Source organism: Spirilliplanes yamanashiensis, from assembly GCF_016863475.1.
Classification (GTDB): domain Bacteria; phylum Actinomycetota; class Actinomycetes; order Mycobacteriales; family Micromonosporaceae; genus Spirilliplanes; species Spirilliplanes yamanashiensis.
In genome coordinates this window covers 110,103-134,382 of sequence record NZ_BOOY01000027.1, presented here as the reverse complement: position 1 = coordinate 134,382, position 24,280 = coordinate 110,103, and the positions used below count along the sequence as shown (strand labels likewise).

The 24,280-nt window shown below is 75.9% G+C and carries 20 protein-coding genes; 12 read left to right on the top strand and 8 right to left on the bottom strand.

All coding sequences use genetic code 11. The annotated features are described in order from the left end of the window. Positions 1-84: 84 nt before the first annotated feature. On the bottom strand, positions 85-681 hold the full coding sequence (locus Sya03_RS19140) for a nitroreductase family protein (protein ID WP_203939696.1): 597 nt from the start codon (positions 679-681) through the stop codon (positions 85-87). 72 nt (positions 682-753) lie between these two features. Next, entirely contained in the window at positions 754-1,929 is a 1,176-nt protein-coding gene (locus Sya03_RS19135; protein WP_203939695.1) for an LLM class flavin-dependent oxidoreductase, read from the bottom strand. A gap of 100 nt (positions 1,930-2,029) precedes the next feature. Here Sya03_RS19135 and Sya03_RS19130 point away from each other — a divergent pair, with 100 nt between their 5' ends. The 4 genes from Sya03_RS19130 to Sya03_RS19115 are packed head-to-tail and all read left to right on the top strand — an operon-like array spanning position 2,030 to position 5,284. Further along, entirely contained in the window at positions 2,030-2,971 is a 942-nt protein-coding gene (locus Sya03_RS19130) for an aliphatic sulfonate ABC transporter substrate-binding protein (protein ID WP_203939694.1), read from the top strand. Beyond that, positions 2,968-3,798: an ABC transporter permease gene (locus Sya03_RS19125; RefSeq protein WP_239107678.1), complete on the top strand. Its 831-nt coding sequence runs from the start codon at positions 2,968-2,970 to the stop codon at positions 3,796-3,798. Before Sya03_RS19130 ends, Sya03_RS19125 begins: the two co-directional genes overlap by 4 nt. Further along, positions 3,771-4,502: an ABC transporter ATP-binding protein gene (locus Sya03_RS19120; protein WP_203939693.1), complete on the top strand. Its 732-nt coding sequence runs from the start codon at positions 3,771-3,773 to the stop codon at positions 4,500-4,502. Before Sya03_RS19125 ends, Sya03_RS19120 begins: the two co-directional genes overlap by 28 nt. Next, positions 4,499-5,284, top strand: coding sequence for a hypothetical protein (locus Sya03_RS19115; RefSeq protein ID WP_203939692.1), 786 nt, complete (start codon positions 4,499-4,501; stop codon positions 5,282-5,284). The genes Sya03_RS19120 and Sya03_RS19115 overlap by 4 nt, the downstream gene beginning before the upstream one ends. Here the strand turns inward: Sya03_RS19115 and Sya03_RS19110 are convergent. After that, positions 5,281-6,192: a glycoside hydrolase family 32 protein gene (locus Sya03_RS19110; RefSeq protein WP_203939691.1), complete on the bottom strand. Its 912-nt coding sequence runs from the start codon at positions 6,190-6,192 to the stop codon at positions 5,281-5,283. The genes Sya03_RS19115 and Sya03_RS19110 overlap by 4 nt on opposite strands. A gap of 42 nt (positions 6,193-6,234) precedes the next feature. Further along, the gene (locus Sya03_RS19105; protein ID WP_203939690.1) at positions 6,235-7,170 is read right to left on the bottom strand and encodes a sulfotransferase domain-containing protein; all 936 of its coding nucleotides are present in this window, start codon (positions 7,168-7,170) and stop codon (positions 6,235-6,237) included. 229 nt (positions 7,171-7,399) lie between these two features. Between Sya03_RS19105 and Sya03_RS19100 the strand changes: the two genes are divergently transcribed. The 7 genes from Sya03_RS19100 to Sya03_RS19070 all read left to right on the top strand — a co-directional run bounded on the left by Sya03_RS19100 (position 7,400) and on the right by Sya03_RS19070 (position 17,072). After that, positions 7,400-8,839 carry a discoidin domain-containing protein gene (locus Sya03_RS19100; protein ID WP_203939689.1) on the top strand — a complete coding sequence of 480 codons (1,440 nt, stop codon included), beginning with the start codon at positions 7,400-7,402 and terminating at the stop codon, positions 8,837-8,839. A 666-nt stretch (positions 8,840-9,505) separates the two neighbouring features. Then, positions 9,506-10,528: a glycosyltransferase family 2 protein gene (locus Sya03_RS31580; protein ID WP_275411458.1), complete on the top strand. Its 1,023-nt coding sequence runs from the start codon at positions 9,506-9,508 to the stop codon at positions 10,526-10,528. A 5-nt stretch (positions 10,529-10,533) separates the two neighbouring features. Next, positions 10,534-11,502 carry a glycosyltransferase family 2 protein gene (locus tag Sya03_RS19090; protein ID WP_203939688.1) on the top strand — a complete coding sequence of 323 codons (969 nt, stop codon included), beginning with the start codon at positions 10,534-10,536 and terminating at the stop codon, positions 11,500-11,502. 62 nt (positions 11,503-11,564) lie between these two features. Continuing rightward, positions 11,565-12,857: a glycosyltransferase family 2 protein gene (locus tag Sya03_RS19085; protein WP_239107677.1), complete on the top strand. Its 1,293-nt coding sequence runs from the start codon at positions 11,565-11,567 to the stop codon at positions 12,855-12,857. Next, positions 12,854-14,314 carry a lipopolysaccharide biosynthesis protein gene (locus Sya03_RS19080; protein WP_203939687.1) on the top strand — a complete coding sequence of 487 codons (1,461 nt, stop codon included), beginning with the start codon at positions 12,854-12,856 and terminating at the stop codon, positions 14,312-14,314. Before Sya03_RS19085 ends, Sya03_RS19080 begins: the two co-directional genes overlap by 4 nt. Next, positions 14,308-16,245, top strand: coding sequence for a glycosyltransferase family protein (locus Sya03_RS19075; protein ID WP_203939686.1), 1,938 nt, complete (start codon positions 14,308-14,310; stop codon positions 16,243-16,245). The genes Sya03_RS19080 and Sya03_RS19075 overlap by 7 nt, the downstream gene beginning before the upstream one ends. Then, positions 16,242-17,072 carry a DUF8471 domain-containing protein gene (locus tag Sya03_RS19070; RefSeq protein WP_203939685.1) on the top strand — a complete coding sequence of 277 codons (831 nt, stop codon included), beginning with the start codon at positions 16,242-16,244 and terminating at the stop codon, positions 17,070-17,072. Before Sya03_RS19075 ends, Sya03_RS19070 begins: the two co-directional genes overlap by 4 nt. Positions 17,073-17,133: 61 nt before the next feature. On the opposite strand, the gene Sya03_RS19065 is transcribed toward Sya03_RS19070, so the two are convergent. Genes Sya03_RS19065 through Sya03_RS19055 form a run of 3 tightly spaced genes read right to left on the bottom strand, consistent with a single transcriptional unit; the run spans position 17,134 to position 20,200 of the window. Continuing rightward, positions 17,134-18,348: a hypothetical protein gene (locus tag Sya03_RS19065; RefSeq protein WP_203939684.1), complete on the bottom strand. Its 1,215-nt coding sequence runs from the start codon at positions 18,346-18,348 to the stop codon at positions 17,134-17,136. After that, positions 18,345-19,385 carry a glycoside hydrolase family 26 protein gene (locus Sya03_RS19060; RefSeq protein ID WP_203939683.1) on the bottom strand — a complete coding sequence of 347 codons (1,041 nt, stop codon included), beginning with the start codon at positions 19,383-19,385 and terminating at the stop codon, positions 18,345-18,347. Before Sya03_RS19060 ends, Sya03_RS19065 begins: the two co-directional genes overlap by 4 nt. Continuing rightward, entirely contained in the window at positions 19,382-20,200 is an 819-nt protein-coding gene (locus Sya03_RS19055) for a polysaccharide deacetylase family protein (RefSeq protein ID WP_203939682.1), read from the bottom strand. The genes Sya03_RS19060 and Sya03_RS19055 overlap by 4 nt, the downstream gene beginning before the upstream one ends. 166 nt (positions 20,201-20,366) lie before the next feature. Here Sya03_RS19055 and Sya03_RS19050 point away from each other — a divergent pair, with 166 nt between their 5' ends. After that, the gene (locus tag Sya03_RS19050) at positions 20,367-23,708 is read left to right on the top strand and encodes a macro domain-containing protein (protein WP_203939681.1); all 3,342 of its coding nucleotides are present in this window, start codon (positions 20,367-20,369) and stop codon (positions 23,706-23,708) included. Here the strand turns inward: Sya03_RS19050 and Sya03_RS19045 are convergent. Further along, entirely contained in the window at positions 23,678-24,259 is a 582-nt protein-coding gene (locus Sya03_RS19045) for a hypothetical protein (protein WP_203939680.1), read from the bottom strand. The genes Sya03_RS19050 and Sya03_RS19045 overlap by 31 nt on opposite strands. Positions 24,260-24,280: the final 21 nt, after the last annotated feature.

The window sequence follows — 24,280 nt, the reverse complement described above, 5'->3', positions numbered from 1 at the left end:
GACGGACCCCGCCGTTCGGGCGGACCGGCGCGCGGACGCCGCAGATCGTGGGCGCGCGCGCCGGGCCGGGTTCTCAGGGGCGGCTCAGGCGAGCTGGAGCGCCCGTTCGCAGGTGGCGTCGAGCATCAGCTCGCCGATCTCGCGGCGGTGCCGCGGCGCGCGCTCGCGGCTGGCGAACGGCTCCGGCAACTCCTTGGCCGGGTCGCGGCGGCCGACCGCGACGACGACCACGGGCTGCAGGTCGGCGCCGAGACCGAACGCGGCCGCGGCGCCGGCCCTGTCGAAACCGCCCATCTGGTGGGTGGCCAGGCCGTCGTGCTGGGCCTGGGCGACGAGGTGGGCGACGGCCTGGCCGGTGTCGTAGTGCGCGTAGGGCAGCGGGGCGCCGTCGTCGCCGGTGGTGCGGGCGGCGACGAGTACCAGCGCGCTGGCGTCGCCGGCCCACTGCCGGTTGCCGGGGGCCAGCAGGTCGAACAGGGTGCCGAACGACGCGTCGCCGCGGCGGGCGACGAGGAACCGCCAGGGCTGGGTGTTGTTGGCCGACGGCGCCCACCGGGCGGCCTCGAGCATCGCGGCGATCTCGGCCGGCGCGAGGGTGTGCGCGGCGTCGAACGCGCGCGGGCTCCAGCGCCCCGCGATGAGCGGGTGCACGGGCACGCGGGTGGTGGCGGTCTTGTCCATCGGGCTCCCTCCGCGAACGTTTCGTTGCGGTGTCAACTTTTGCCACCCTACCGAAGGCCGTTGCCCAGGCAACTATTCCCGGGCGCCCACCGTGACCGGGGACACCCCCGCGAACGGGACCGCCGCGTTCGCCACGCCCCGCTCCCCCGCCGGGTGCCGCCACAGCCCGCGCGAGCGCAGCACCGGCAGCACGCCCTCGCCGAACCAGTACGCCTCCTCCAGGTGCGGGTAGCCCGACAGCACGAACTCGGTGATGCCCAGCGCCGCGTACTCGGCGATCCGGTCGGCGACCTCGGTGTGGCTGCCCACCAGCGCCGTGCCGGCGCCGCCGCGCACCAGGCCGACGCCCGCCCACAGGTTCGGCGCGACGACGAGGCCGTCGCGCGAGCCGCCGTGCAGGTCGAGCATCCGCCGCTGGCCCTCGGACTCGCTGCGCCTCAGGCCCGCCTGCACGGCGGCGATGTCGGCCTCGCTGATGCCGGCCAGCAGCCGGTCGGCCTCGGCCCACGCCGCCTCGGCGGTGTCGCGGCTGATCACGTGCAGCCGGATGCCGAAGCGCAGCTCGCGGCCCTCGCGGGCGGCCGCGGCGCGCACCCGGGCCAGCTTCTCGGCGACCTGCGCCGGCGGCTCGCCCCAGGTCAGGTAGACGTCGCTGTGCCGGGCCGCCACCGGCAGCGCGGCGGCCGACGAGCCGCCGAAGTAGATCGCCGGGGCCGGGTCCGGCACCCGGGACAGCGCCGCCTCCGCCACGCGCAGGTGCTCGCCGTCGTGGGTGACCGTCTCGCCGCGCCACAGCGCCCGCACGATGTGCAGGAACTCGTCGGCGCGGGCGTAGCGGGCGTCCTTGTCGAGGAAGTCGCCGTAGGCGCGCTGCTCGTGCGCCTCGCCGCCGGTGACGACGTTGAGCAGCAGCCGGTCGCCGGACAGCCGCTGGAACGTCGAGGCCATCTGGGCGGCGAGCGTCGGCGAGATCAGCCCGGGCCGGAACGCGACCAGGAACTTCAGCCGCTCGGTGACCTCGGCGAGCATCGCGGTGGCGAGCCAGGCGTCCTCGCACCACGCCCCGGTGGGCGTCAGCGCGCCGACGAAGCCGAGCTGCTCGGCGCTGCGGGCGATCTGGCCGAGGTAACCGACGGTGAGGGGCCGGACGCCGCCGGCCGCGCCGACGGGCACGCCATGGCCGCCGCCGACGATGTCGCGGCTGTCGCCGTTGGTGGGCAGGAACCAGTGGAAATCGAGCTGCGGCATGGGTCGCTCCTGAGGGGTGGGACGCCGACGAACCCACCCTATCCATAAATCCTATCGACTAGATAGAGTGCGCCTCAGCACCCCCGACCGAGGAGACACCATGCGTCGCGCCATCGCCCTTTTCGCCACCCTGACCCTGGCCGCCGGGGCACTGTCCGGGTGCGGCAACGACGAGGCCACCGCCCAGGACGCCGGCGAGCTGCGCGTCGGCTATCAGCGCTTCGGCGGGCTCAGCCTCGTCAAGGCGCGCGGCGACGCGCCCACCGTGTCGTGGTCGCTGTTCGAAAGCGGCCCGGCGCTCACCGAGGCGCTGAAGGCCGGCGCCATCGACATCGGACAGACCGGCGAGGCGCCGCCGATCTTCGCGGCCGCCGGCAGGATCCCCTTCGTCGTCGTCGGCACCAGCGAGCCCGTGCCGCAGGGCGAGGCCGTGCTGGTGAAGGCCGCGCGCGGCTTCAAGACCTTCGCCGACCTGAAGGGCAGGACGGTCGCCCTGAACAAGGGCTCCAACGTGCACTGGCTGCTCGTCAAGCTGCTGGAGGCCAACAAGATGACCCTCGCCGACATCAACGTCAAGTACCTCAAGCCCGCCGAGGGGCGGCCCGCGTTCGACAACGACCAGGTCGACGCGTGGATCATCTGGGACCCGTACTTCGCGCTCGCCGAGCAGCCGGGCGTGCAGGTGCTCGCCGACGCCACCGGCCTGGCCAACAACCGCGAGTACATCCTGGTCTCGCCCGACGCGGTGAAGAACAAGCCCGGGAAGATCCGCGCCTTCCTCGACCAGTACCAGAAGACCACCGAGTGGGGCATCGCCAACGCCGACGAGCGCGCCAGGGTGCTCGCCCCCGAGCTGAAGATCGACGAGGCGGTGGCGCGGCGCGCCCTGGAGCGCAGCGCCAAGCCGCTCGCCCCGCTCACCCCCGAGATCGGCGCCGAGCTGCAGGCCATCGCGGACGGCTTCACCGAGCTGGAGCTCATCCCCGGCACCGTCGACATGAAGGCCCGCATCGACGGGCAGTTCACCGAGGCCCTGTCGTGACGACGCTGGCCGAGAAGCCCGTCGAGGCGCCGGAGGCGGCCGCCGCCGCCCCGGCCGCCCGGGCCCGCACCCGGCGGCGGTGGCAGCGGGCGGTCAGCCCGGTCGCGCTGCTCGCGCTGTGGGAGGCGGGCGCCCGCGCCGGTGTCATCCCCGAGGAGAAACTGCCCGCGCCCAGCCTCGTGCTGCAGACGGGGTGGCGGCTGGCCGGCGACGGCACGCTCGGCGAGCACCTCGCCGACTCGCTGACCCGGGCCGGCATCGGGCTGCTGATCGGCGGGGTGCTCGCGCTGGCCCTGGGCGCCGTGGCCGGCCTGCTGCGCCTGGGCGACGACCTGGTCGACCCGCCCGTGCAGATGGCCCGGATGCTGCCGCACCTGGCGCTGCTGCCGCTGCTCATCATCTGGGTCGGCATCGGCGAGGAATTGAAGATCACCCTGGTCGCCCTGGGCGTGTTCTTCCCGCTCTACTTCAACGTGTACGCGGGCATCCGCGACATCGACGAGCGCCTCGTCGAGGCCGCCCGCACCTGCGGGCTCAACCCGTGGCAGCGCCTGCGGCACGTCGTGCTGCCCGGCGCGCTGCCCGCGCTGTTCCTCGGCCTGCGGCTGGCCATCGGCGCCGCGTGGCTCAGCCTCGTGGTCGGCGAGCAGGTCAACGCCGATCGCGGCATCGGCTTCCTGATGATGGAGGCGCGCGAGTTCAGCCAGACCGACGTGGTCGTCCTCGGCCTGTTCGTCTACGCGCTGCTCGGGCTCCTCTCCGACGTGCTGCTGCGGATCGTGGAGCGGAGGACCCTGACATGGCGTCGCGGACTGAAGGCGGCCTGACCACCCCCGTCCGGGCGACCGGCGTGCGCCGGGCGTTCGGGCCGGCGGTGGTGCTCGACGGCGCCGACCTGCACATCGCCCCGGGCGAGGTGGTGGCCCTGCTCGGCGGCAGCGGCTCCGGCAAGAGCACCCTGCTGCGGGCGCTGGCCGGGCTCGACGCCGAGGCCGGCGGCGACATCCGGGTGACCCGCAGCCAGGCGGTGGTGTTCCAGGAGCACCGGCTGCTGCCGTGGAAGCGGGTCGACGGCAACGTGGCGCTGGGCCTGTCCGGGCCGGGCGTGCGCGAGCGCGTCGCCGCGGCGCTGACCGAGGTCGGGCTCGGCGACCGGGGCCGGGCGTGGCCGGCCGAGCTGTCCGGCGGGCAGTCGCAGCGGGTGGCGTTCGCCCGGGCGCTGGTGCGCGAGCCGGAGCTGCTGCTGCTCGACGAGCCGTTCGGCGCGCTCGACGCGCTGACCCGGCTGAAGATGCAGGAGCTGTTCGGGCGGCTGCACGAGCGGCACCGCTTCGCCGCGCTGCTGGTCACCCACGACGTCGACGAGGCGCTGCTGCTCGCCGACCGGGTGCTGGTGCTCGACGGCGGCCGGATCGCCCAGGAGCTGGACGTGCGCCTCGACCGGCCGCGCGCCCCCGACGATCCGGGCTTCGCGCCGCTGCGCCGGCAGCTGCTCGACCGGCTCGGGGTGCCCCTGGCGCGGCGGGCATGACCGCCTTCGCGACCGGTCCCGCCGGATTCGTCGGGCTGCGGGTGGGCCTCGGGCCCACCGTCCTGCCGGCCGGGCGGCACCGGCTGCGGCACGGCCACCTCACCGTGGCGGGCGGCCGGGCGACCGTCAGCGTCCCGCCGTCGCCCGGCCTGGACGTCTGCGCCGCGCGCGCCGCCGAGGACCTGGCCGCGGCCCGCGCCCTGGCGCCGGGCCCGGCCGGCGCGCACGGGGTGCGGGTGTGCCTCGACGCGGGCCACGAGGGGCCGGGCCCCGGCGGCTACCGGCGGCGCTGGGCGGTGGCGCACGCCATCGGCCCCGCCCTGGTCGCGGCGTTCGCGAACACCCCGGGCGGCGGGTGGGCGAGCGCCCGGCTCGGCCCGCGGCTGGCGGCGCCGGGCGCGGTGCCGGGCGGCGGCGAGCCCCGGGCGGCGTGGGCGGCGCACCGCCGCTCGGGCGCGACGTGGGCGCCGGTCACGGCGCGCGGCTTCCTGGAGCTGGACCTGGCCGACGGGCCGGACTGGCTGGTCCCCCTCGCGGTGACGACCGCGCTGCTGCACGACGCGCGGGCGGCCGCCGAGGCGCTGGACGCCACGGCGCACCTGGGCCGCGACGCGTGGGTGCGGGCGGCCCGGCACGGCCGCGCGGACGCCGGCCTGGCCGCCGCGGGGCGGGCCTGCCTGTTCGCGGCGTACGCGGCGCTCGCCCGGCAGGGCGTGGACCGCGCGACCCGGGACGCGGTGGCGGCCCGGGTCGCGCTGCCTGCGGCGCGGGGGCCGGCCTAGAGCAGTTCGGTGCGCAGGTCGTGCGCCCCGTCGGCGCGGGTGGCCTCGTAGTACACGCGGTGGCGGCCGTCGCCGGCCTCGACCACGCTGAGGTAGCGCAGGCCGTACGGCGGGTGCGGCGAGCCGAGCGGCGCGCCGCCGTCCGCGGTCAGCTCGCCGTAGCTGCCGTCGGGCAGCTTCGCGCCGCGGGCCTGGCCGGTGCGCTCCTCCCAGTTCTCGGCGGCCGACGCGCGGCCGTCGTAGCCGACCAGGATCTCGTCGCCGACGGGCAGCACCGACGACACGCGCACGCCGCGGGCGTCCCACTCGCCGGGGCGGCCGGCCAGCACGGTGCCGCGCCACGTCCACCCGAGACCGTCGGGGCTGGTCGCGTACCAGGTGGTCATGCGGTCCGCGTCGTCCCAGCTCTCCAGGGGGTGCACCGACGCCCACAGGTGCCAGCCGGCGTCGTCGTGCAGCACGACCGGGTCCTTCACGCCGACGGTGTCGTCGCCGGCGAGCACGGTGCGCGGCGCCGCGTCGGCCAGCCCGGCGACGGTGGCCGCCTCCAGCACGTCGACGCGCCAGTGCTTGGTGCCGGGCGTGGCGGCGCTGACGTAGAGCCGCCACCGCCCGTCCGGGGTGCGGGTGATCGCGGGGCGTTCGAGCGACTCGGCGCCGAACCGGTCCTTGGTGATCTCGGCGACGACCGTGAACGTCACGCCGTCGGTGGAGTGCGCGACGACGTTGGAGAACCCGCGGCCCGCGCCGATCGGCCGCCGCAGCCGGTACGCGAGGTAGATCCCGTCGTCGGCCACGAACGCCGACGGCGCGCCGGCCCAGGCCCCCGGCTCGGTGCCCGGGGGCTCCACCACCACGACGGCGTCGTCCCAGCGCGGCAGGGGCAGCGTCTGCGTTCCGATCGACACGGTGTCTCCGTTCTTGCTGCGAATGGTCGGTGGGTTAACGGCTCACGGGGCGGTGACGTGCCGGTCGACGGACAGCCAATCGGCGTACGACTGTCCGGTGACGTCCTGCAGCAGCGCGATGTCGTCCGCGAACAGGGGCAGCAGCGCGGCCCGCTCGGCCGGCGTGGTGACCGGACGGCGCCCCTGCCGCCGGTGCAGGAGGGTGAGCAGCGGCCCGCGCGCGGCCAGCCGCAACGGTACGGGGAACCGGTGGCCGAAGCCGCCCCCGGCGCGCAGCAGCCCGCGCAGCACCCGGTTGAGCTGGTTGTCCTCGACGACGTGCCGGTTGACGTTCTCCTTCGGGATGTCCGTCAGCAGCCCGGTGCGCACGCCGAGGAAGGCGCAGACCCGGTCCAGCGTGGCGGCCGGGTCGTCCTTGAGCTCGCGGTAGCGCAGCAGGAGCACCTGCTCGCGGTCGAACACCTCGTAGAGGTGGCGCACCTGCTCGCCGTAGCGGCCGAGCGCGACGTAGTGCCAGAAGTCGGCCCAGCCGGCGGCCCGGCGCCGGTGCTCGGCCCAGCAGGCGGTGAGGAAGTCGGGCTCGGGCTCCAGCCCGGCCACCCACAGGTGGGTCCAGTTGGAGTGCGCGCGGTCGACCGGGTCGCGCAGCAGCACGATCAGCTTCACGTCCGGCACCAGCTTGCGGATGCGCAGGTGGGTGGCCGGGTCGTACAGGTAGAACGGGGTCGCCTCGCCGGTCAGCGCGCCGGCCGGCGCCGGGTCGAACAGCGCCTCGTAGTCCCGGCGCCGCCAGACGTGTTCCTGGTAGGTCTGCACGTCGCCGGGGCCGCCGTGCCGGGGCGGCCGCCCGTCGGTCAGGAAGAACTTCGGTTCCTTGACCGACGGCAGGAACAGGTCGGGATGGCGGACGAGCGCCGCGTGCAGCGCGGTGGTGCCGGCCTTGGGTACGCCGGCGATCAGGAAGTCGGGTAAGCCCATCGGAGCCTCCTCGGTGTGCGGTGCCCTCCCCAAGTCTCAGTGATCCTACAGACTTGGTAGGGATGGGCCGGCGACGAGGCCACACCACTCAGCGTGCGCGGCGCGTCGCCCGCGGGTGAGCGCTTAAGGCCGAATTGGCGGCGATTAAAGGAATCTTCATTAACGGTCACCCCGCCGGGCCTCCTAGCGTTCTCGGTGCCCGGATCCCCCGCCCCCGAGAGGCACCGCCATGCCAGCGCACCGCCAGGAGCACCGGCGCCGCTGGGCGTCCGTCCTCGTCGCGGTCGTCGCCGCCGGCCTGCTGGCGGGCGGGCTGAACACGGCGTGGGGCGCCGAGGGCAACCTCGCCGCCGGCCGCGCTGCCACCGGCTCCGCGCCGTGCACCGCCGCCGAGACGCCGCGGACGGCCGTGACCGCGTCCGTGCGCGACAAGTTCTGCTCGGCCGCCGAGCGGCCCTTCCTGCAGGTGGACCTGGGGGCGCCGGCGCTGGTCGGGCGCATCGTCGTGCAGCACGCGCAGGCGGGCGGGGAGCCGGCGGCCTGGAACACCCGCGACTTCACGCTCTCGGTCAGCGCGGACGGAGCGGCCTTCACCGCCGTCGCCGCGGTCACGGGCAGCACCGCCGCCACGACGGCACACACCGTGACGCCGGTGCGCGCCCGGTACGTGCGCCTCGACGTGACCCGCCCGACCGGGACCGGCGACCGCGCGGCGCGGATCGCCGAGTTGGAGGTGTACCCGGCCGCCGCCCCCACCCCGTCGATCGTCCCGCCCGTCTCCGCCGCGCCCTGCCACGGCGACGCCCCGCCCCTGCTGACCGACTTCCTCCAGGGCCACGGCCACCCGCTGACCCGGGCCGCCTGCAACGCCGACGTCGCCGTCTACCACGACGCCGCGCTGGCCGCCGTCCCCGCGGGCCAGACCGCGTGGGCGACCGCGTTCACCACGGACGTGTGGCGCTACATGAAGGACGCGTACGGCTCGTGCGCCGTGCCGCGGCCGGCGTGCGAGCGGTTCGGCGAGCCCCGCCCGCTGCTGGCCCTCTTCCACCGGACGGCCGGGGCGGGCGCGGGCGGCACCATCCGCTACCGGTTCGACGCGGCCACCGGCAACCGGGCCACCATCGACGTGGCCGCCGGCTCGTGGGCCGACAGCGCGATGCTGCGCGACGTCATCACCCACGAGGCCTGCCACCACGCCGAGTTCGACGGCCAGGGCGTGCTCGACAGCCCCGCGTTCACCGTGTGGGGCGACAGCAAGTGGGCCGAGTTCTGCGTGTACGACTTCTACGTCAACACCGGCCGGCAGGCCGACGCCGAGCGGGTGCGGGCCGACTTCGGCGCCGGCCGCGACGCGCTGCCCCCCGGCGCCGGCCCGTCCGCCTGGTTCCGCGACTGGTTCCTGCCGCTGTGGCGCGACGGCGGCGGCCGCCCGGACGTCATGCGCCGCTTCTTCGAGCTGACCGCCGAGCACTTCCCGCGGCGCGAGTACGGCGGCGGCGCGTACGCCGCCTACACCCGCCGGATGACCGCGGGCGAGTACGTGCACTTCACCAGCGCCGCCGCCGGCCAGGACCTGAGCGGGCGGGCGGCGGCCGCCTTCGGCACGGGCTTCGACCGGGCGCAGTTCGAGCGGGCCCGCCGGGATTTCCCGGCCCTGACCTACTGACCCGTCAGCGGGCGGTGGACGGTCCGCGGCGCCACCAGGTGCGCCGGCGGTAGCGGTGGCAGACCTGGGGCCCGCAGAGCGCGCAGTCGGTGCCGCGGCGCCAGTGCTCGTGAGCCCCGCGCGGGTGCCCGCAGACACACAGCGCATCCTTCGCCATCAGCGATCACCCACCGTGTTCGTCCTGCCACCGCCGGCGAAATGGCGGCGGGAATTGCCGGGCCCTCAACGTATCGGGCCGCCGACGCATTTGCCGATCGCCGCTCCGGGCTGACTCAACCGGATGGTGAACATTACGCAGCGTATAACCACGCTCTGTGATGTGAGCCACAGGCCAGCCCGATCGATCCGGAATTGCAGCCAATCACACGCACTCTGCGTGCTTTGCCCGCCACCGCCGCCCGCGAGCCCTTTCGCCGGTGCCGTCGTACTTCCCGATGTAACGCAGCGTGTTAATTACCTCTCGTGGGACCAATGTGACTCAGGAGAGTTTCCGCTGCTCAAACGGCCGCGCATCAGTGGTCCGCCGGCGTCGAACCGGGCAGCACTTTCGGTCAGTTGACCCTGTGTAGCGGCGTCCCTAGCTTTAGATGCAGAGCGAGCGAGATGCGCTTCTCTCCCCGGAATACGCCGATTAGGTCGCATCCGCAGCATGAAGAAGGGAACGACATGCAGGCTTTCTCGTCCGAGACCAACACGCCGGGTAACGGCCGTCCGTCACCCACCGTAAGTGTTGTCATCCCGGCCCTCAACGAGGAACGCAACCTGCCGCACGTCTTCGCCAAGCTGCCCGCCGACATCACCGAGGTGATCGTGGTCGACGGCGGCTCCGTCGACCGCACCGTCGAGGTGGCGCGGGAGCTGCGGCCGGACGTCAAGATCGTGCAGCAGACCCGTAAGGGGAAGGGCAACGCGCTGGCCTGCGGATTCGCCGCGTGCACCGGCGACATCATCGTGATGATCGACGCCGACGGCTCGACCGACCCGGCCGAGATTCCCCAGTTCATCGCCGCCCTGCTGGCCGGCGCCGACTTCGTCAAGGGCTCGCGCTTCGGCGAGGGCGGCCACAGCCACGACATCACCCCGCTGCGCAAGCTGGGCAACGACGGGCTGAACCTGACGGTCAACGTCCTGTTCGGGACCCGCTTCACCGACCTCTGCTACGGCTACAACGCCTTCTGGGCCCGCGTGGTGCCGAGCCTGCAGCTGCCGGCGACGTCGCTGCCGCAGCCGGCCGACGGCTCCAAGCTCTGGGGCGACGGCTTCGAGATCGAGACGATGATCAACATCCGCGCCGCGGCGCAGGGCCTCAAGGTCGCCGAGGTCCCGAGCATCGAGCACGAGCGGATCTTCGGCGAGAGCAACCTCAACACCTTCCGGGACGGCACCCGGGTGCTCCGCACGATCATGAGCGAGTGGTTCCTGGCCCGCCGGGCCCGGCGCCGGGCCCGCCGCGGCGGCGTCCAGACCCGCCCGGCCGCCGTCGAGCACGCCGCCTCCACCGCCACCTCCGCCGCCACCTCCGCCGCCGCGGCCGCCGCCGTCGCCGCGATCGTGCCGGCCCCCGCGCCGCGGCTGGCCGCCGACCACCAGGTCGACCCGCGGCCCGCGCACCTCAACCGCGCCGTGCGGACCCCCGCCCCCGCGGAGCGCGCCACCGAGCTCGCCCCCGTGACCGCCGAGGAGCGCTGACCCTCATGCCGCAGACCCCCCAGACCCCCGCCGTGTCCGTGGTGATCCCCTGCCACTCCGACGAGCGCTGGAGCCTGCTGGTGGCCGCGATCGCCTCGGCCCGGGCGCAGACGCTGCAGCCGGCCGAGATCGTCGTGGTCGTCGACCACAACCCGAAGCTGTACTCGCGGATCCGGCGGGAGATCAGCGGGATCACCGTGCTGGAGAACCGCTACACCAAGGGCGTGTCGGGCAACCGCAACACGGGCGCCTTCCACACCACCACCGAGATCATCGCCTTCCTGGACGACGACGCGATCGCCGACCCGGAGTGGCTCAGCCGCCTGGTCGCGCCGTTCGCCGACGAGAACGTGGTCGGCACCGGCGGCGGCATCAACCCCAACTGGCTGCGGGCGCGGCCGGCCTGGTGGCCGGACGAGTTCCTGTGGGCCGTCGGCGGCACGTACACCGGCATGCCCACCGAGACCGCCCGGATCCGCAACGTGTGGTCCGCCAGCATGGTGGTGCGCCGCTCGCGGTTCCTGGCGGTGGGCGGCTTCCTGACCGGCTTCGGCAAGGACGGCAACCGCAACCGCCCCGAGGACACCGAGCTGTGCATCCGCATGGCCCGCGACGGCGGCCACTGGATGTTCGTGCCGGACGCCGTCATCGCCCACGCGGTGCCGGCGGGCCGGGACAACATGCGCTTCTTCCTGCGGCGCTGCTACGCCGAGGGGCGCGGCAAGGTGCAGATGCAGGCGCTCAACGCCGACGCCGACGACCTGGGCTCGGAGCGCGACTACCTGCGCAGGACCCTGCCGAGGGCGGTCGTGCGCGAGCTGGCCGACGCCGGCCGGGGCCGGGGCGTCCGGCACGCGCTGCGCGCCGGCGCCGTGCTGGTCGGCGTCGCGGCGGCCGGCTTCGGCGCGGCCGTCCAGGTCGCCGCGTCGGCCCGCCCGCAGCGCCGGGCGCTCACGCCGGGGGTGGCCCGATGACGATGACTGGGGATGCCCGAATCACCGCTTTCACCCCGACTGAGCCGGTAATGTCTCTTGAGGTGCTGCCCGCCGTAGTCCGAGACATCGAGCTCACCGGTGCTGTCCCGTCGATCCCGGCCGTGGCCGGCGACGGCCGCCGGGTCGAGCAGGCCTGGATCCTGTTCCGCTGGTTCAGCGAGCCCCTCGGGGCCACCCTGCTGGACGTGCCCGCCACCGGCCTCACCGGTGCCGACCTGATCGCGGCCGCCGAGGCCGAGGTCGGCGACGCCCTGGCCGAGCGGCTCGCCGCGGCCGGCCTGGACAGGGTCACCACCGAGGCCCAGACGCCCGCCACCGAGAGCGCCTTCCTCGCCCGCCGGCGCGAGGTCCTGGCCGACGCCCCGCCGATCACCGTGGTGATCTGCACCCGGGAGCGGCCCGGCGACCTCGCCCGCTGCCTGGACAGCCTGCTGCGCCAGGAGTACCCGCGGTTCTCCGTGCTCGTGGTCGACAACGCGCCGACCACCGAGGCCACCAGCGAGGTCGTGCACGCCGCGGCCCGCCGCGGCCCCGTGCGCTACCTGCGCGAGCCGCAGCCGGGCCTGTCGTTCGCCCGCAACGCGGCCGTCGCCGCCGCGCCCGGCGAGATCCTCGCCTGGATCGACGACGACGAGGTCGCCGACCCGCACTGGCTCGCCGAGGTCGCCCGGGCGCTGGCCGACCACCCCGAGGCCGACGTCGTCTCCGGCGTCATCGTGCCGGCCGAGCTGGAGACCCGGGCGCAGGTCTGGTTCGAGCAGTTCGGCGGCCACAGCAAGGGACGCGGGTTCCGCCCGGACACCTTCAGCCCGGCCACCGCGCACATCCAGAGCCCGCTGTACCCGCTGCCGCCGTTCGGCACCGGCGCGAACATGACGTTCCGCCCCGGCGTCATCGAGAAGATCGGCGGCTGGGACGTCGCGCTCGGCGCGGGCACCCCGGCGATGGGCTCCGAGGACACCCTGGCGTTCACCCAGGTGCTGCTCGGCGGCGGGACGATCGTCTACCAGCCCACCGCGGTGACCTGGCACTACCACCGCCGCGACATGGCCGGCCTGCACAAGCAGATGGTCGGGTACGGCTGCGGGCTCACCGCCGCGTACACCAGCCTGCTGCTGAAGAAGCCCAGCCTGATCTTCAAGCTGCTGGCGCTCGCCCCGACGGCCCTGCGGGACCTGACCGGCAGCGACAGCCTGCGGGTCAGCACGCTGCAGGCCGACTTCCCCCGCGAGCTGCTCGGCGCGAACCGCCGCGGCATGCTCCGCGGACCGCGCGCCTACCTGCGGGGCCGCCGGGCCGCGAAGGCGGCCGCGCGGGCGAAGCCCGCCCGGTGAGCCGGCACCGCCGCGGCAGCGTGGTCGGCACGGCCCTGTCGCTCATGACGTCGACCGTGCTCAGCGCGGTGCTGACGTTCGGGTTCTGGATCGCCGCCGCCCGGTTCTTCGAGCCGGCGGCGGTGGGCCGGATCTCCGCGGGGGTCGCGTCGATCACCCTGCTCGCGGCGGTCGCCCAGCTCAACCTGCACAGCATGTACGGCCGGTTCCTGCCCGGCGCCGGCGCCCGGTCGGCCCGGCTGGTGCTCGGCGGCTACGCCGCCTCGGCGCTGACGGCCGCCGGCCTGACCGCGGGCTACCTGGCCCTCGGCCTGGACGGCAGCCTGATGCTCGGCACCGACACGCGGTCGCGCTGGCTATTCGGCGTCGGGGTGGTCGCCACCGCGATCTTCCTCATCCAGGACGGCGTGCTCACCGCCCTGGGGCGCGCGGCGGCCGTGCCGGTCAAGAACGTGGTGTCGGCGGCCGGGAAGCTGGCCCTGCTGCCGGCGCTGGCCGTCGGGACCGCGGAGGCGGTCGCCGGGGACGGCCTGCTGCTGGCGTGGGTGCTGCCGGTGGTCACGGTGATGCTGCTCTGGAACGCCTGGATCATGATCCGGCTGGTCCCGGCGCACGTCCGGGCCCGCCGGGGCGCGGGGCCGCTGCGGCTGCGCGAGGTGCTGCGGTTCGCGTCGGCCGAGTACGTCAACGGGATCGTCACGAACGTGGTGGCGTTCCTGCCGCCGCTGCTGGTCACCCACGTGGCCGGCGCCGTGACCGGGGCGTACTTCTACCTGCCCTGGGTGATCGGGGTGTCGGTGACCACGATGCTGTGGCAGACGGTCACCTCGTTCGTGGCGGAGGCCAGCACGGCCGAGGCCCGCGGCGACCGCACCCGGCTCGCCGGCCAGCTGCGGCGCACGGCCGTCATGGTCGCCGTGGTGGCCGGCGGCGGCGGGATCGTCCTGGCCGCGGCGGCCGAGCCGCTGCTGTGGGTGCTCGGGGCCGAGTACGCCGCGTCCGGCACCACGCCGCTGCGGCTGATCGGCCTGGCGCTGCCGTTCACCGGGGTGATCGTGCTGTACGCCGGCTTCGCCGCGATGGAGAAGCGGATGTGGCGGATGGTGGCGCTGCAGTCGGCCGCCGCCGCCGCGTTCCTCGGCGCCACCTGGTTCAACCTGCCCCACCAGGGCCTGGCCGCCCCCGCGGCCGCCCACCTGCTCGCCCAGGCGTGCCTGGGACTCGCGCTGCTGCCCGGCCTGGTCACCCGCATCAGGGCCGCCGTGGCCGCGCCGGCGCCGGCCGCACCGGCGCCGGTCCCCCGCCCCGCCGGCACCGCCGACAGCACCACCGCCGGCACCGCCGACAGCACCGCCGACAGCACCACCGAACCCCCTCGCCGCATCGGCGTCCCGCACCCCCGGGCCGCCACCCCCCGCGCCGAGGCCCTCACGAGTTCGCGGAGGTCGACATGGTGATCGCCATCCGGCCAGCCTCCCCCCAACCGGGCGGCTCGGACACCATCACCCTGCCGGCGCAGAAGACTGCGCCCCACGTCACGCTGCGCCCGGCGACCCCGCCGCAGCCCGAGAGCCGCGCCGACCGGCTGCGCCGCATGTTCCGGGGCCCCGACCTCGGCCTGGCCCCGGCCGTCCTGGCGCTGTCCGCCGTGGGCGCGCTGCTCGTCGCCCTGGCCTACGACGCCGGCCGCGACCAGCGCGGCAGCGCCATGGTCATCTACTGGCTCGGCCAGGTCGTGGTGTTCAGCCCGGTCGCCGCGCGGCTGCTGTCGCGCCGGCTGGCCGGCGCCGCCGAGGCGTTCGTGCTGGTGATGGGCCTGGCGATCACCCAGTACGTCACCAAGTGGATCTACAGCCCGGACCAGTTCCGGTTCCCCGACGAGCTGCAGCACTGGCTCGGCACCACGCTGATCATGGAGACCGGGCGGCTGTTCGAGCCCAACCCGGCGCTGCCGCCGGCCGTGAACTTCCCCGGCCTGGCCGAGATGGGCGCGGCGGTGTCGTCGCTGACCGGCCTGTCCGTCACCGCCGCCGGCCTGACCGTCGCCGGCATCGCGCACCTGGTCTTCGTCGGCGCGCTGTTCGTCACCGTCCAGCGGGCGGGCGCCACCGCCGCCGTGGCCGGCCTGACCTGCGTCGTGTACGCCACCGCGCTGCACTACCTGTTCTTCAACTCGATGTACCTGTACCAGACCGCCGCGCTGCCGTTCCTCATGTTCACCGTGTGGGCGTACCGGCGCTGGCGCACCGGCGGCGGCTGGCGCTTCGCGCTGCTGGGCGTCGTCACCACCGCCGTCACCACCGTCGCGCACCACGTCACCGCGTTCATGCTGATCGGCACGCTGGCCCTGCTGGCCGTCACCGAGCTGGCCGTCGCGAAGCCGCGGCGCTGGTCGGCGCTGCTCGGCCCGCTCGCCGCGTTCGCCGTGGTGGCCGCCTGGATCTGGTTCGTGGCCCGCGACGTCATCGGCTACCTGAGCGCCCCGGTCGACCGGATCGCCGAGACCGTGCACCTGCTGATGGCCGACAAGGACGCGGGCGCCGCCCCCGTCGCGTCGGTGCAGCTGTGGCAGCTGGCCGTGCAGGGCCTCGGCCTGCTCGCCCTGGGCCTGCTGTTCCTGGTGATCCTGAAGAGCGCCTGGACCGGCCGCAAGCAGCCGAAGGACGTCTGGCTGTGGGCCGCGCTGGCCGGCTCGGTCGTGTTCTTCCTCGGCAACGGCGTCCGGTTCCTCGGCGCCTCCGGCCCGGAGATCGCGGGCCGCCTGTCGACCTTCACCTACGTGCCGATCTCGATCGTCGCGGCCCTGGCCCTGGTCCGGGTCGCCGGGACCGTCCGGGAGCGCACGCCCGCCACCGAGCCGGCCGGGCGCCGGTTCGTCGCCGGGATGCTGGCCGGCACCGCGATCGCGACGCTGCTGCTCGCCGGGGCCCGCGCCGGCGGCTGGCCGCCCGTCTACGGCCTGCTGCCCGGCCCGTACCTGGCCGCCGGCTTCGAGCGCTCGGTCGACGACTCCAGCGTCACCGCGGCGCAGTGGCTGGCCGCGGACCCGGGCCACCGGCTCGGCGGCGACATCACCGGCGTGGCGCTCGGCTCCACCTACGGCCGGCAGGACCCGGTGCGCGAGGCCGCCCCGCTGTACGAGGGGCCGGTCTGGACGCCTCAGGACCGGCAGCTCGCTGCCGACCTGGCGATCGACTACCTCTGGGTGGACCGCCGGATGGCGACCCAGGTCCCGGCGTCCGGCGCGTACTTCGAGAACGACCCGAAGGCCGGCCGCTGGACCTCGCCGATCCCGGCCGCCGACCTGGCGAAGTTCGACCGGGTGGAGACCGCCGACCGGGTCTACGACAACGGCAACGTCCGCATCTACCGGATGGGGAACCGATGAACCGCCTCGCCTCCCGCCTCGCCCTGGCCGTGCTCGCGCTCGGCTCGGCCGCCGCGGTGCTCTACGGCCCCGGCCCGCTCGTCGTCGCCGGCGGCCTGCTGCTCGCCTTCCTGCTGCCCGGCCTGGCGCTGACCGACCTGATCGTCCGCCGCCGCACCGTCACGGGCGTCGAGCGGGCGGTGCTCGGCCCCGCGCTCAGCCTGGCCCTGGTCGTGCTCGGCGGCCTGGCCCTGCACGCCACCGGCGCCGGGCTCACCCGCGCCTCGTGGGCGTGGCTGCTGGCCGGCACGACCCTGGTGGCGCTCGTCGGCGCCGCGTTCCGGCAGCGCTTCTCGCCGGACGAGGCGAAGGTGGTCGCGGAGTCGGCGGCGGGCACCGGGGACACCCCGCTCGGCGGCGGCGTCGCCGTCGCCACGGGCGGCCCGGAGACCACCGTCGGCCCCGGCCGCTTCCTGCTCAAGGCGCTGCCGCTGGTGCTGGCCGCCGCGGTGCTGGGCGGCGCGGCGTGGCTGTCCTTCGACAGCGTGCGGCAGAGCACCGCGACGCCGGTGACCGCGCTCAGCGTCGAGGAGACCGGCCGGGCCGGCGTGAACAACCTGCGCCCCGTGGCGGTGACCGTGACCGGGCTGGTGGAGGCGTCCGGCCCGTACCGGCTCACCGTCGCCGGCTCCGACGGCGTCGTCGCCGAGGACCGCACCATCGACGTCACCGCCGGCACGTGGACCCGCACCCTGCTGGTGCCGGCGAACGACCGGATCAGGATCGACCTCTACCGGGCCGGCGAAGCGGCGCCGTTCCGGACGACACTGCTGCGCCGGGCGGTCTGACCACCCGGCGGGCAGGTCGACGGCGGGGTGCGCGGCAGGAGGGGCCGCGCACCCCGCTTCGTCACATGCTCAGCAGCTCGACGGGGTCGCCCGCGACGGCCTCGGTGACCGCGGCGACGGCCGCCGGGTCGAACACGTTCGCGTGGTACGTCGTCGTCACGTGCAGGGCGCCGCCCAGCTCCTCCAGCGCCACCGTGACGGCCTGCGGGCCGCCCGGCGTCACCACGTCGACGAGCCGGCGCTTCTCCGGGTCCGCCCAGTCCAGCGGCGCGTACGCGTCCGCCCGGCCCAGGTACGTCACGGTCAGGTGCGGGCGCGGGTCGGTGGCGCGGCCCTGCGGCTCGACCGCGGCGTCGCGGCGCACCGCGGCCCGGGCGTTGTGCAGGGCCAGCAGCGTCAGGGCGCGGCGCGAGCCCAGCAGGTCGCGCATCTCGGCGTGCACCGCCCGCGGGTCGTTGGGGTCGCGCGGGCGCAGGTGCTCGCCCCAGGCGAAGTTGCCCTCGACGGCGGCGCCGGCCGGCAGGTAGCGGCGGGCGTCGACCAGCACCACCAGGCCCGGCGGGTCCGGCGGGCCGAGCACCCGCTCGACGGCGGCGTGCACGACGGAGAACAGCACCGAGCCGACGGAGATGCCGGGCGCGTGCGCGTCGCGCCAGCGCCGCAGCTCGGCGATCATGCCGGGCGCGGACCGGGCGGCGTGGTGCGCGACGGCGGGCGTCCAGGCCCCGGCGCCGCCGGTGGCGCGCGGCGCGCGGGCGACCCGCAGGGCGCGCGGCAGCCGGCCGGGCTTGGTGACCAGCTGGTGGCCGATCGCCCGGGCCAGCGGCAGCCGGGCGGGGCGCGGGTACGGGTGCCAGGCGGTGCGCCCGCCGGTGGCGGCCGCGAGGATCTCGGCGAACAGGGCGTCGCCGAGGCGGGCGTCGCCGGTGGCGTGGCTCATCGCGATCCCCGCGTACGGGCCGCCCGCGGCGAACAGCACCGGCCGCTCGCCCAGCGGCTCGCGCAGCAGCTGCGCGGTGACCGCGTCCGCGTCGTCGACGCCGACGTCCAAAACCAGCCGGTGCGCCCAGGCCGCGAACTCCCGGCGCGACATCGGCCGCCAGCGCCGCGCGGCGGCGTCCAGGCGGCACACCACCCGGCTCTCCGGCCGGTGCGCGTGCAGGTCGATCAGCGCCCGCCGGACCCCGTCGACCGTGATGCCGGCCAGCGGCCCGACGACCTTGCCCGACGCGACGCCCAGCCAGGACGCGTCCCGGGTGCTCAGCCGGCGGCTCATCCGGCGAACCGCGGGTCGCGGGCCAGGGCCCGGTAGGCCGTCAGCACGTCCGGGCTGCTGTCGATGCGGAAGTTCTCCTCCGAGAACGGGTGCGTGTCGGTGTCGAACCAGACCTGCGCGCACACCGCCGGGTGCTCCTTGACCCAGGCCTGCAGCGCGGTCGTCCACGCGGCCTTGGTGCCGGGGCCGTGGTCGATGCCGGCCGTCTCCGCCAGCATGATCGGCTTGCGCGCCGAGAACTGCCGGTAGATGCCGCCGTACAGCTCCTCGGGCTTCTGCTTGTTCAGCGGGTAGCCGGACACGCCCACCCAGTCCACGTAACGGTCCCCCGGGTAGTAGTTGACCATGTCGTTGGCGGGGGTGCCGGGGCGCGAGTTCCAGTTCGGGCCCCACACGAACGCCACCTTGTCCGCGCCGGTGTCGCGGAAGATGCGCCACAGCCGCTTCCAGGCGGACTTGAAGCCGTCCAGGTCGTTGCCGTTCTTCGGCCCGCCCCAGGCGTACCAGTCGCCGTTCATCTCCCACGCCCAGCGCAGCAGCACCGGCTTGCCGTACTTCTTGAAGCCCTTCGCGGCCCGCTCGATGATCCAGTCGCTGGAGCCGTCGTTGATGTGGCGGTAGTCGGTGCCGCGCCACGACACCATCGGCACCGCGCCGGCCGGCAGCTCCGGGAACGAGCGCGGCAGGTCGTCGGTCCAGGCGTAGAAGGAGTGCAGGATCCGCTGGTCGCGGCCGAGCTGCTGCCTGCGCAGCTTCAGCGCCGCGGCCAGGCTGCGGCCCGACAGCCCGAGGTACGAGCCCAGCATCGTCTCGCCGGGCGTGGCGGGCACGACGCCCTTGCCGGCCCACGGGAACGCGAACTGCGCGGGCAGCGGCGCGGCCCCGCTCAGCGACGGCGCGGGGCTCTCGCTGGTGCTCAGCCCGACCGGCGACGGGCCGTCCGTGCCGTTGCCGGCGTTGCCCGCGCAGGCGGCGGGCAGCAGCCCGGCGGCGACGAGGCCGAGCAGCTGCCGCCGGCGCATCCGCAGCTCGCTCACGTCAGGTCCCGTCCGGCCGCGCGGGCGGCCTTGCGTGCGAGCCGCCAGCCCGGCTGGAGCACCCGCTTGACGGCCGGGACCAGCCGGCCCTCGCCGGAGCGCACCAGGGCGAGCAGGTCGGCGCCGGAGTGGTCGCAGGTGGGCTGCAGGCGCGGGATGGCGTACACGTCGTCGCCGCTGCGGTAGAGCCGCCGCCCGACCTCGGTGGCGTTGTCGTGCCCGGCGTCGGCGACCAGGGCCCGCACCCGGCGGCCGTGGTAGCCGTGCGGGTAGGCGAACGACGGCACCGGCAGCTGGAGGCGCTGCTGCAGCTCGTCGCGGCTGTCGCGGATCTCCGCGCGCAGCTGCGCGGGCGGCAGCACGTCGAGCGGGTGGTGGTAGGTGCTGTGGCTGCCGATCTCGACCCCGGCGGCCGACACGTCGGCCAGCTCGTCCCAGGTCAGCAGGCGGCCGAAGTCGGGCGCCCAGCGGCCCAGCCACTCGGCGGGCATGCCGAGGTGGCCGACGGAGGCGTACAGGGTGGCGCGGGCGCCGGCGGCGTCCAGGGCGGGCACCCCGGCGGTCAGGAAGTCGGCGTAGCCGTCGTCGAAGGTGACGCCGACGGTGGGCCGGGTGTCCCCGGCGGCGAGCAGGTCGAGCAGCTCGGTGAGCCCGACCAGCCGGTACCCGGCGCCGGCGAGGGCCTGGAGCTGCTCGCCGAGCAGCCGCGGCGGCACGGCGAGGTGGCGCATCGGGCCCTGCGGCACCGACGACACCGAGTGGTACATGAGCACGGGCGTGACGTGCTGCACCCCGGCGGGCACGGTCCCGCGCACCCTTCCCCCGTCAGCGGACATACCGCCATCATCGGCGGCCGCCCGGGCGATCTTTGCCGTTCCGCCGATTCCCTCCCGCCGTCGCCGCGGCGGCCGGTACCCTCGCGCGCTGTCGAGTCCGCGACCGAGCGCCGCCGCCGGCCCGCACCCGCCGCATCCTGGGCACATGACCGTCACGGCACCCCCCGCGACCGGCCGCCGGACGCTCGGCACGGCGCACGGCGCCGCCGTCGAGATCGCCGTCACGAGCACGCCGTGGGAGCTGGACCTCGACGCCCTGGTCGTGTCCACCGGCGCCGCCACGCTCGGCCTGCTGGGCACGGCGGCCTTCGCCCACCTGGGCATGGCGGTGCCGGCCCTGCGGTCGGTGACGCCCGACCGCCCGCTGATCCTCGACGTGCCGGCCCGCGGCGCCGACCGGCCGGCGCTGCGGCACGTGCTGGTGGCGACGCCGCACGACACGGCCCGCGGCTCCCGGGGCGACGCGACGGCCAGCCTGGACGCCGTCGCCCGCTCGACCGGGGCCGCCGTGCGGCTCGCGGCGCGGCACCACCTGCACGCGCTCGGCCTGCCGCTGCTCGGCGCGGGGGTGGTGGGGCTGGCGGCGGCGGACGTGGCGGTGGCCGAGCTGCCGGCCGCGCTGACCGCGCTGCGGCGCCTGCCCGCCGGGCCGCGGTGGCTCGTCTTCATCGTGCGCGACGAGGTGTCGGCCCGCGCCGTCGAGCACGCCTGGTCGTACCACGAGCTGTTCTCCGCCGCCCGCGACGAGGCCGTGCGCGACGACGCGGTCGTCGCCCAGGCGGACCGGATCGGGATGCCGGAGGCCGAGCGGCGGCGGCTGGTCGACGTCGACGACGACGAGCTGTGGCGCTCGTGCGGCAGCGAGCTCGCGCCGCTGCGCGCCCTCGACGCCGAGGCCGAGGAACTGCGCGCCCAGCTCGTGCAGATGCTGGAGCTGGACCGCAGCGCGCTGCAGTCCGGCGCCGGGCCGGCCGCGCCGGGCCTGCCTGGCACGAAGGGCCGCGACCAGCGGCTGCTGGCGGACCTGAGCACCGAGATCGGCGCCCGCCTCGACGCCAGCCCGCGCTGGCGCGACCTGCAAGTGCGCCGCGCGGTGACCGAGGACCAGGCCCGCCAGGCTGTGGTGCGCAACGCGCTGCTGCCGCTGCTGCGCGCCGAGATCAACCGGCGGACCCGCAAGGCCGTCGACCGCAGCCGCGACGGGCTGCGCGCCCACGACCGCCGCCCGCTGCCGCCGGCCGACACCCGGGGCCTGCGCCGGCCGCCCGAGCTGACCGAGATCGTGCACACCGACGCGCACCGGGACCTGCTCGCGGTGCTGGCGGCGGCGTCCGCGGAGACCCGGGCCAGCCTCGGCGTCGCCGGTCCGCGCGGCTGCGGCAAGAGCACCCTGCTGACGATGGCCACCCACGAGTGGACCGGCGGCGGGCTGGTCATCGAGGCGCCCGCGCCGACCGGGTACGCGCCGCGCGAGTTCCTGCTGTGGCTGTACGGCAAGGTGTGCCAGGACGTCATCCGGCGCGACCCGTCGGCGCCCGCCGAACCCCTCGCCCCGCCGCCGCGCGCCGCGCACGTGCGGGCCGCCGGGCTCGCCGGCATGGTGCTGGCCCCGCTGCTGGTGCTGGTGACCGGGGTGGTGGTGCTCGCCACGGCCGCGCCCGGCGTCGCCGCCGCGCACCGCCCGGGCACCACCGGGGCCGTCCTGCTCGCCGGGGCGGTGGCCGCGCTCGCCGTGCTGCTGGTGCAGCGGCACGCCGAACGCGCCGCCGCGGCCGGCGCGGACGGCCTGCTGCTGGCCCGCAAGCGGCTGGGCTGGCGCCTGCCCGGCCCCGTGCGGGTGCTGCTGGCGGCCGCCGCGTGCGGCGCGGTGGCGCTGCTGGCCGGCGCCGGGGTGCTCGCCGCGCCCGCGGCGGCCGGCACGGCGCTGCTGGTGGCCGCCCTCGGCACGTCCGTGCTGCTGCACAGCGCGCGGCGCGCCGGGCGGTGGCTGCTGGGCCGGCCCCCGCAGGACGACGAGAGCCTCGCCGACACCGACCGCCTCGCCCTGCTGGCCGCAGCCGGCCGGGACGCCAGCACCGTCGCGGGCGTGGCCACCGCCCAGCTCGGCGCGGCGCTGTGCGGGGCCGCGCTGCTGCTGGTGCCGGGCGCGGCGGCGCTCACCGTCCCGCTGGTGGCGGGCGGGCTGCTCGCGGCCGCGGGCAGCGCCGCGGCCGCCACCGGGGTGCGCTGGCACCGGCTCGTCGCCGCCGAGGCCCGCACGTCCGCCGCGCCGCCGCTGGACGAGCACAGCCGGACGGCGGCCCGCGCCCTGGCCCGGCTGCGCTACCAGACGTCGGTGGTGTCCGGCTGGACCACCACCGCCAAGCTCGCCGCCGGGCCGTGGCTGCCGGTGGCGGCGGAGGCGGCGCTGACCGGCAGCACCACGGAGGCCGAGCTGCCGCTCGGCGTGCCGGACATCGTCGAGGGCATCAAGCACCTGCTCCCGGCGCGCGGCCCGGCCCTGGTGACGATCGACGAACTCGACAAGATCGAGTCTCCCGAGGAGGCGCGCGCGTTCCTCAACGAGATCAAGGGCATCCTCGACGCCCGGGGCGTCTGCTTCCTGCTGTCGATGTCGGAGGACGCCATCGCCCGCTTCGAGCGGCGCGGGCTGCCGTTCCGCGACGTCTTCGACAGCGCCTTCGACGAGATCCTGCGCGCCCCGCTGCTCGACCACCACCAGGCGCTGTCCATGCTGGACAAGCGGGTCATCGACGTGCCGCTGCCGTTCCTGTCCCTGGCCTACTGCCAGTCCGGCGGGCTGCCCCGCGACCTGCTGCGCGCCGCCGACCGGATGCTCGCCCCGGCCGGCGGGACCGGTCCGGCCGCGGGCGCCGGGGCCGCCCGCGACCTGGCCGCCGTCGCGCGGGAGGTGGTGCACCGCGACCTGGCCGGCAAGATCACGGCGATCAGCTCGGCGATCCGGCCCATCGTCGTCGAGCCCGACGTGTCCGAGGTGCTGCGCTGCCTGCGCGACCTGGACACCTGCGACGGCGCCGGCCTGCGCGGGGCGGGCCCCTGTTTCCGCGACCCGCACTGGCTGCAGCCGTTCGACCGGCTGCCCCCGCTGCTCGGCGCCGACGCCCAGGACCTGCCGCAGCGCCGGGAGCTGTCCCGCCTCACGGTCGAGCTGCTCGGCTACTTCTACTACTGCCGCACGCTGCTGGAGCTGTTCGACGTGGGCACCGACGCGGCCGCCGACCGGCTGGGCGCCGCGCTGCGCGCCACCGGCGGCGGGTGCCTGGACCAGCTCGCCCGGGTCCGCCAGACGTTCGGCGTCAACCCGTACGTGGCCTGGCGGCAGCTCACCGAGCTGCGCTCGTCGCCCGCGGTGAACCTGCTGCCGTTCCCGCTGCCCGGCTCGCTGCTGCCCGCCGCCGCGCCGCCGCCCGGCCGGCGGGCCGGGCCGGCGGCCGGTCAGCCGCCCGCGGCCGCCGCCCGCGGCTGACCCGCCAGCGGCGGGCCGCCCGCCCGCTCGTAGCGCACCGCGTGCGAGTGGCCGATGCGCCGGCCCGCCGGCAGGGTGCGATTCGTCGTCCACAGCAGGGTGCGCATGCGGTCGTTGCGGACCGCGAGCAGGTCGGCCGCCGAGTCCAGCGGGACGCCGGTGCGCCGGCACCACACCTCGACCGCGCGCCAGTACGCGTGCAGCGCCGACCACGCCGCCGCGGAGCGCTGCCCGAGGCCCGCCACGACGCCGCGCTCGCCGGTGAATGCGGCGTCGTCGTGCGAGACGAGGTGCTGCAGGTTCTCCAGGAACGTCAGCACGACGGGGTGGGCGGCCGGGTCGGCGAGCAGCTTCTCCGCGACCGCCAGGGTGTCACCGAGCCTGCCGCCGGCGCGCCGCGCCGCGTGCACCGCCGCGAGGCGGCACAGCTCGGCGTCGGCGGCCTCCCCGGGCAGCCGCGGCCCCCGCGCCGCCATGAGCAGGCGGCGGGCGGGGGTCGCGCGGGGCCACGACAGGGTCGGGGTGTGCCAGGAAACTGCCTTCCAGTTCATCGATGCGAATCCTGTCACCCG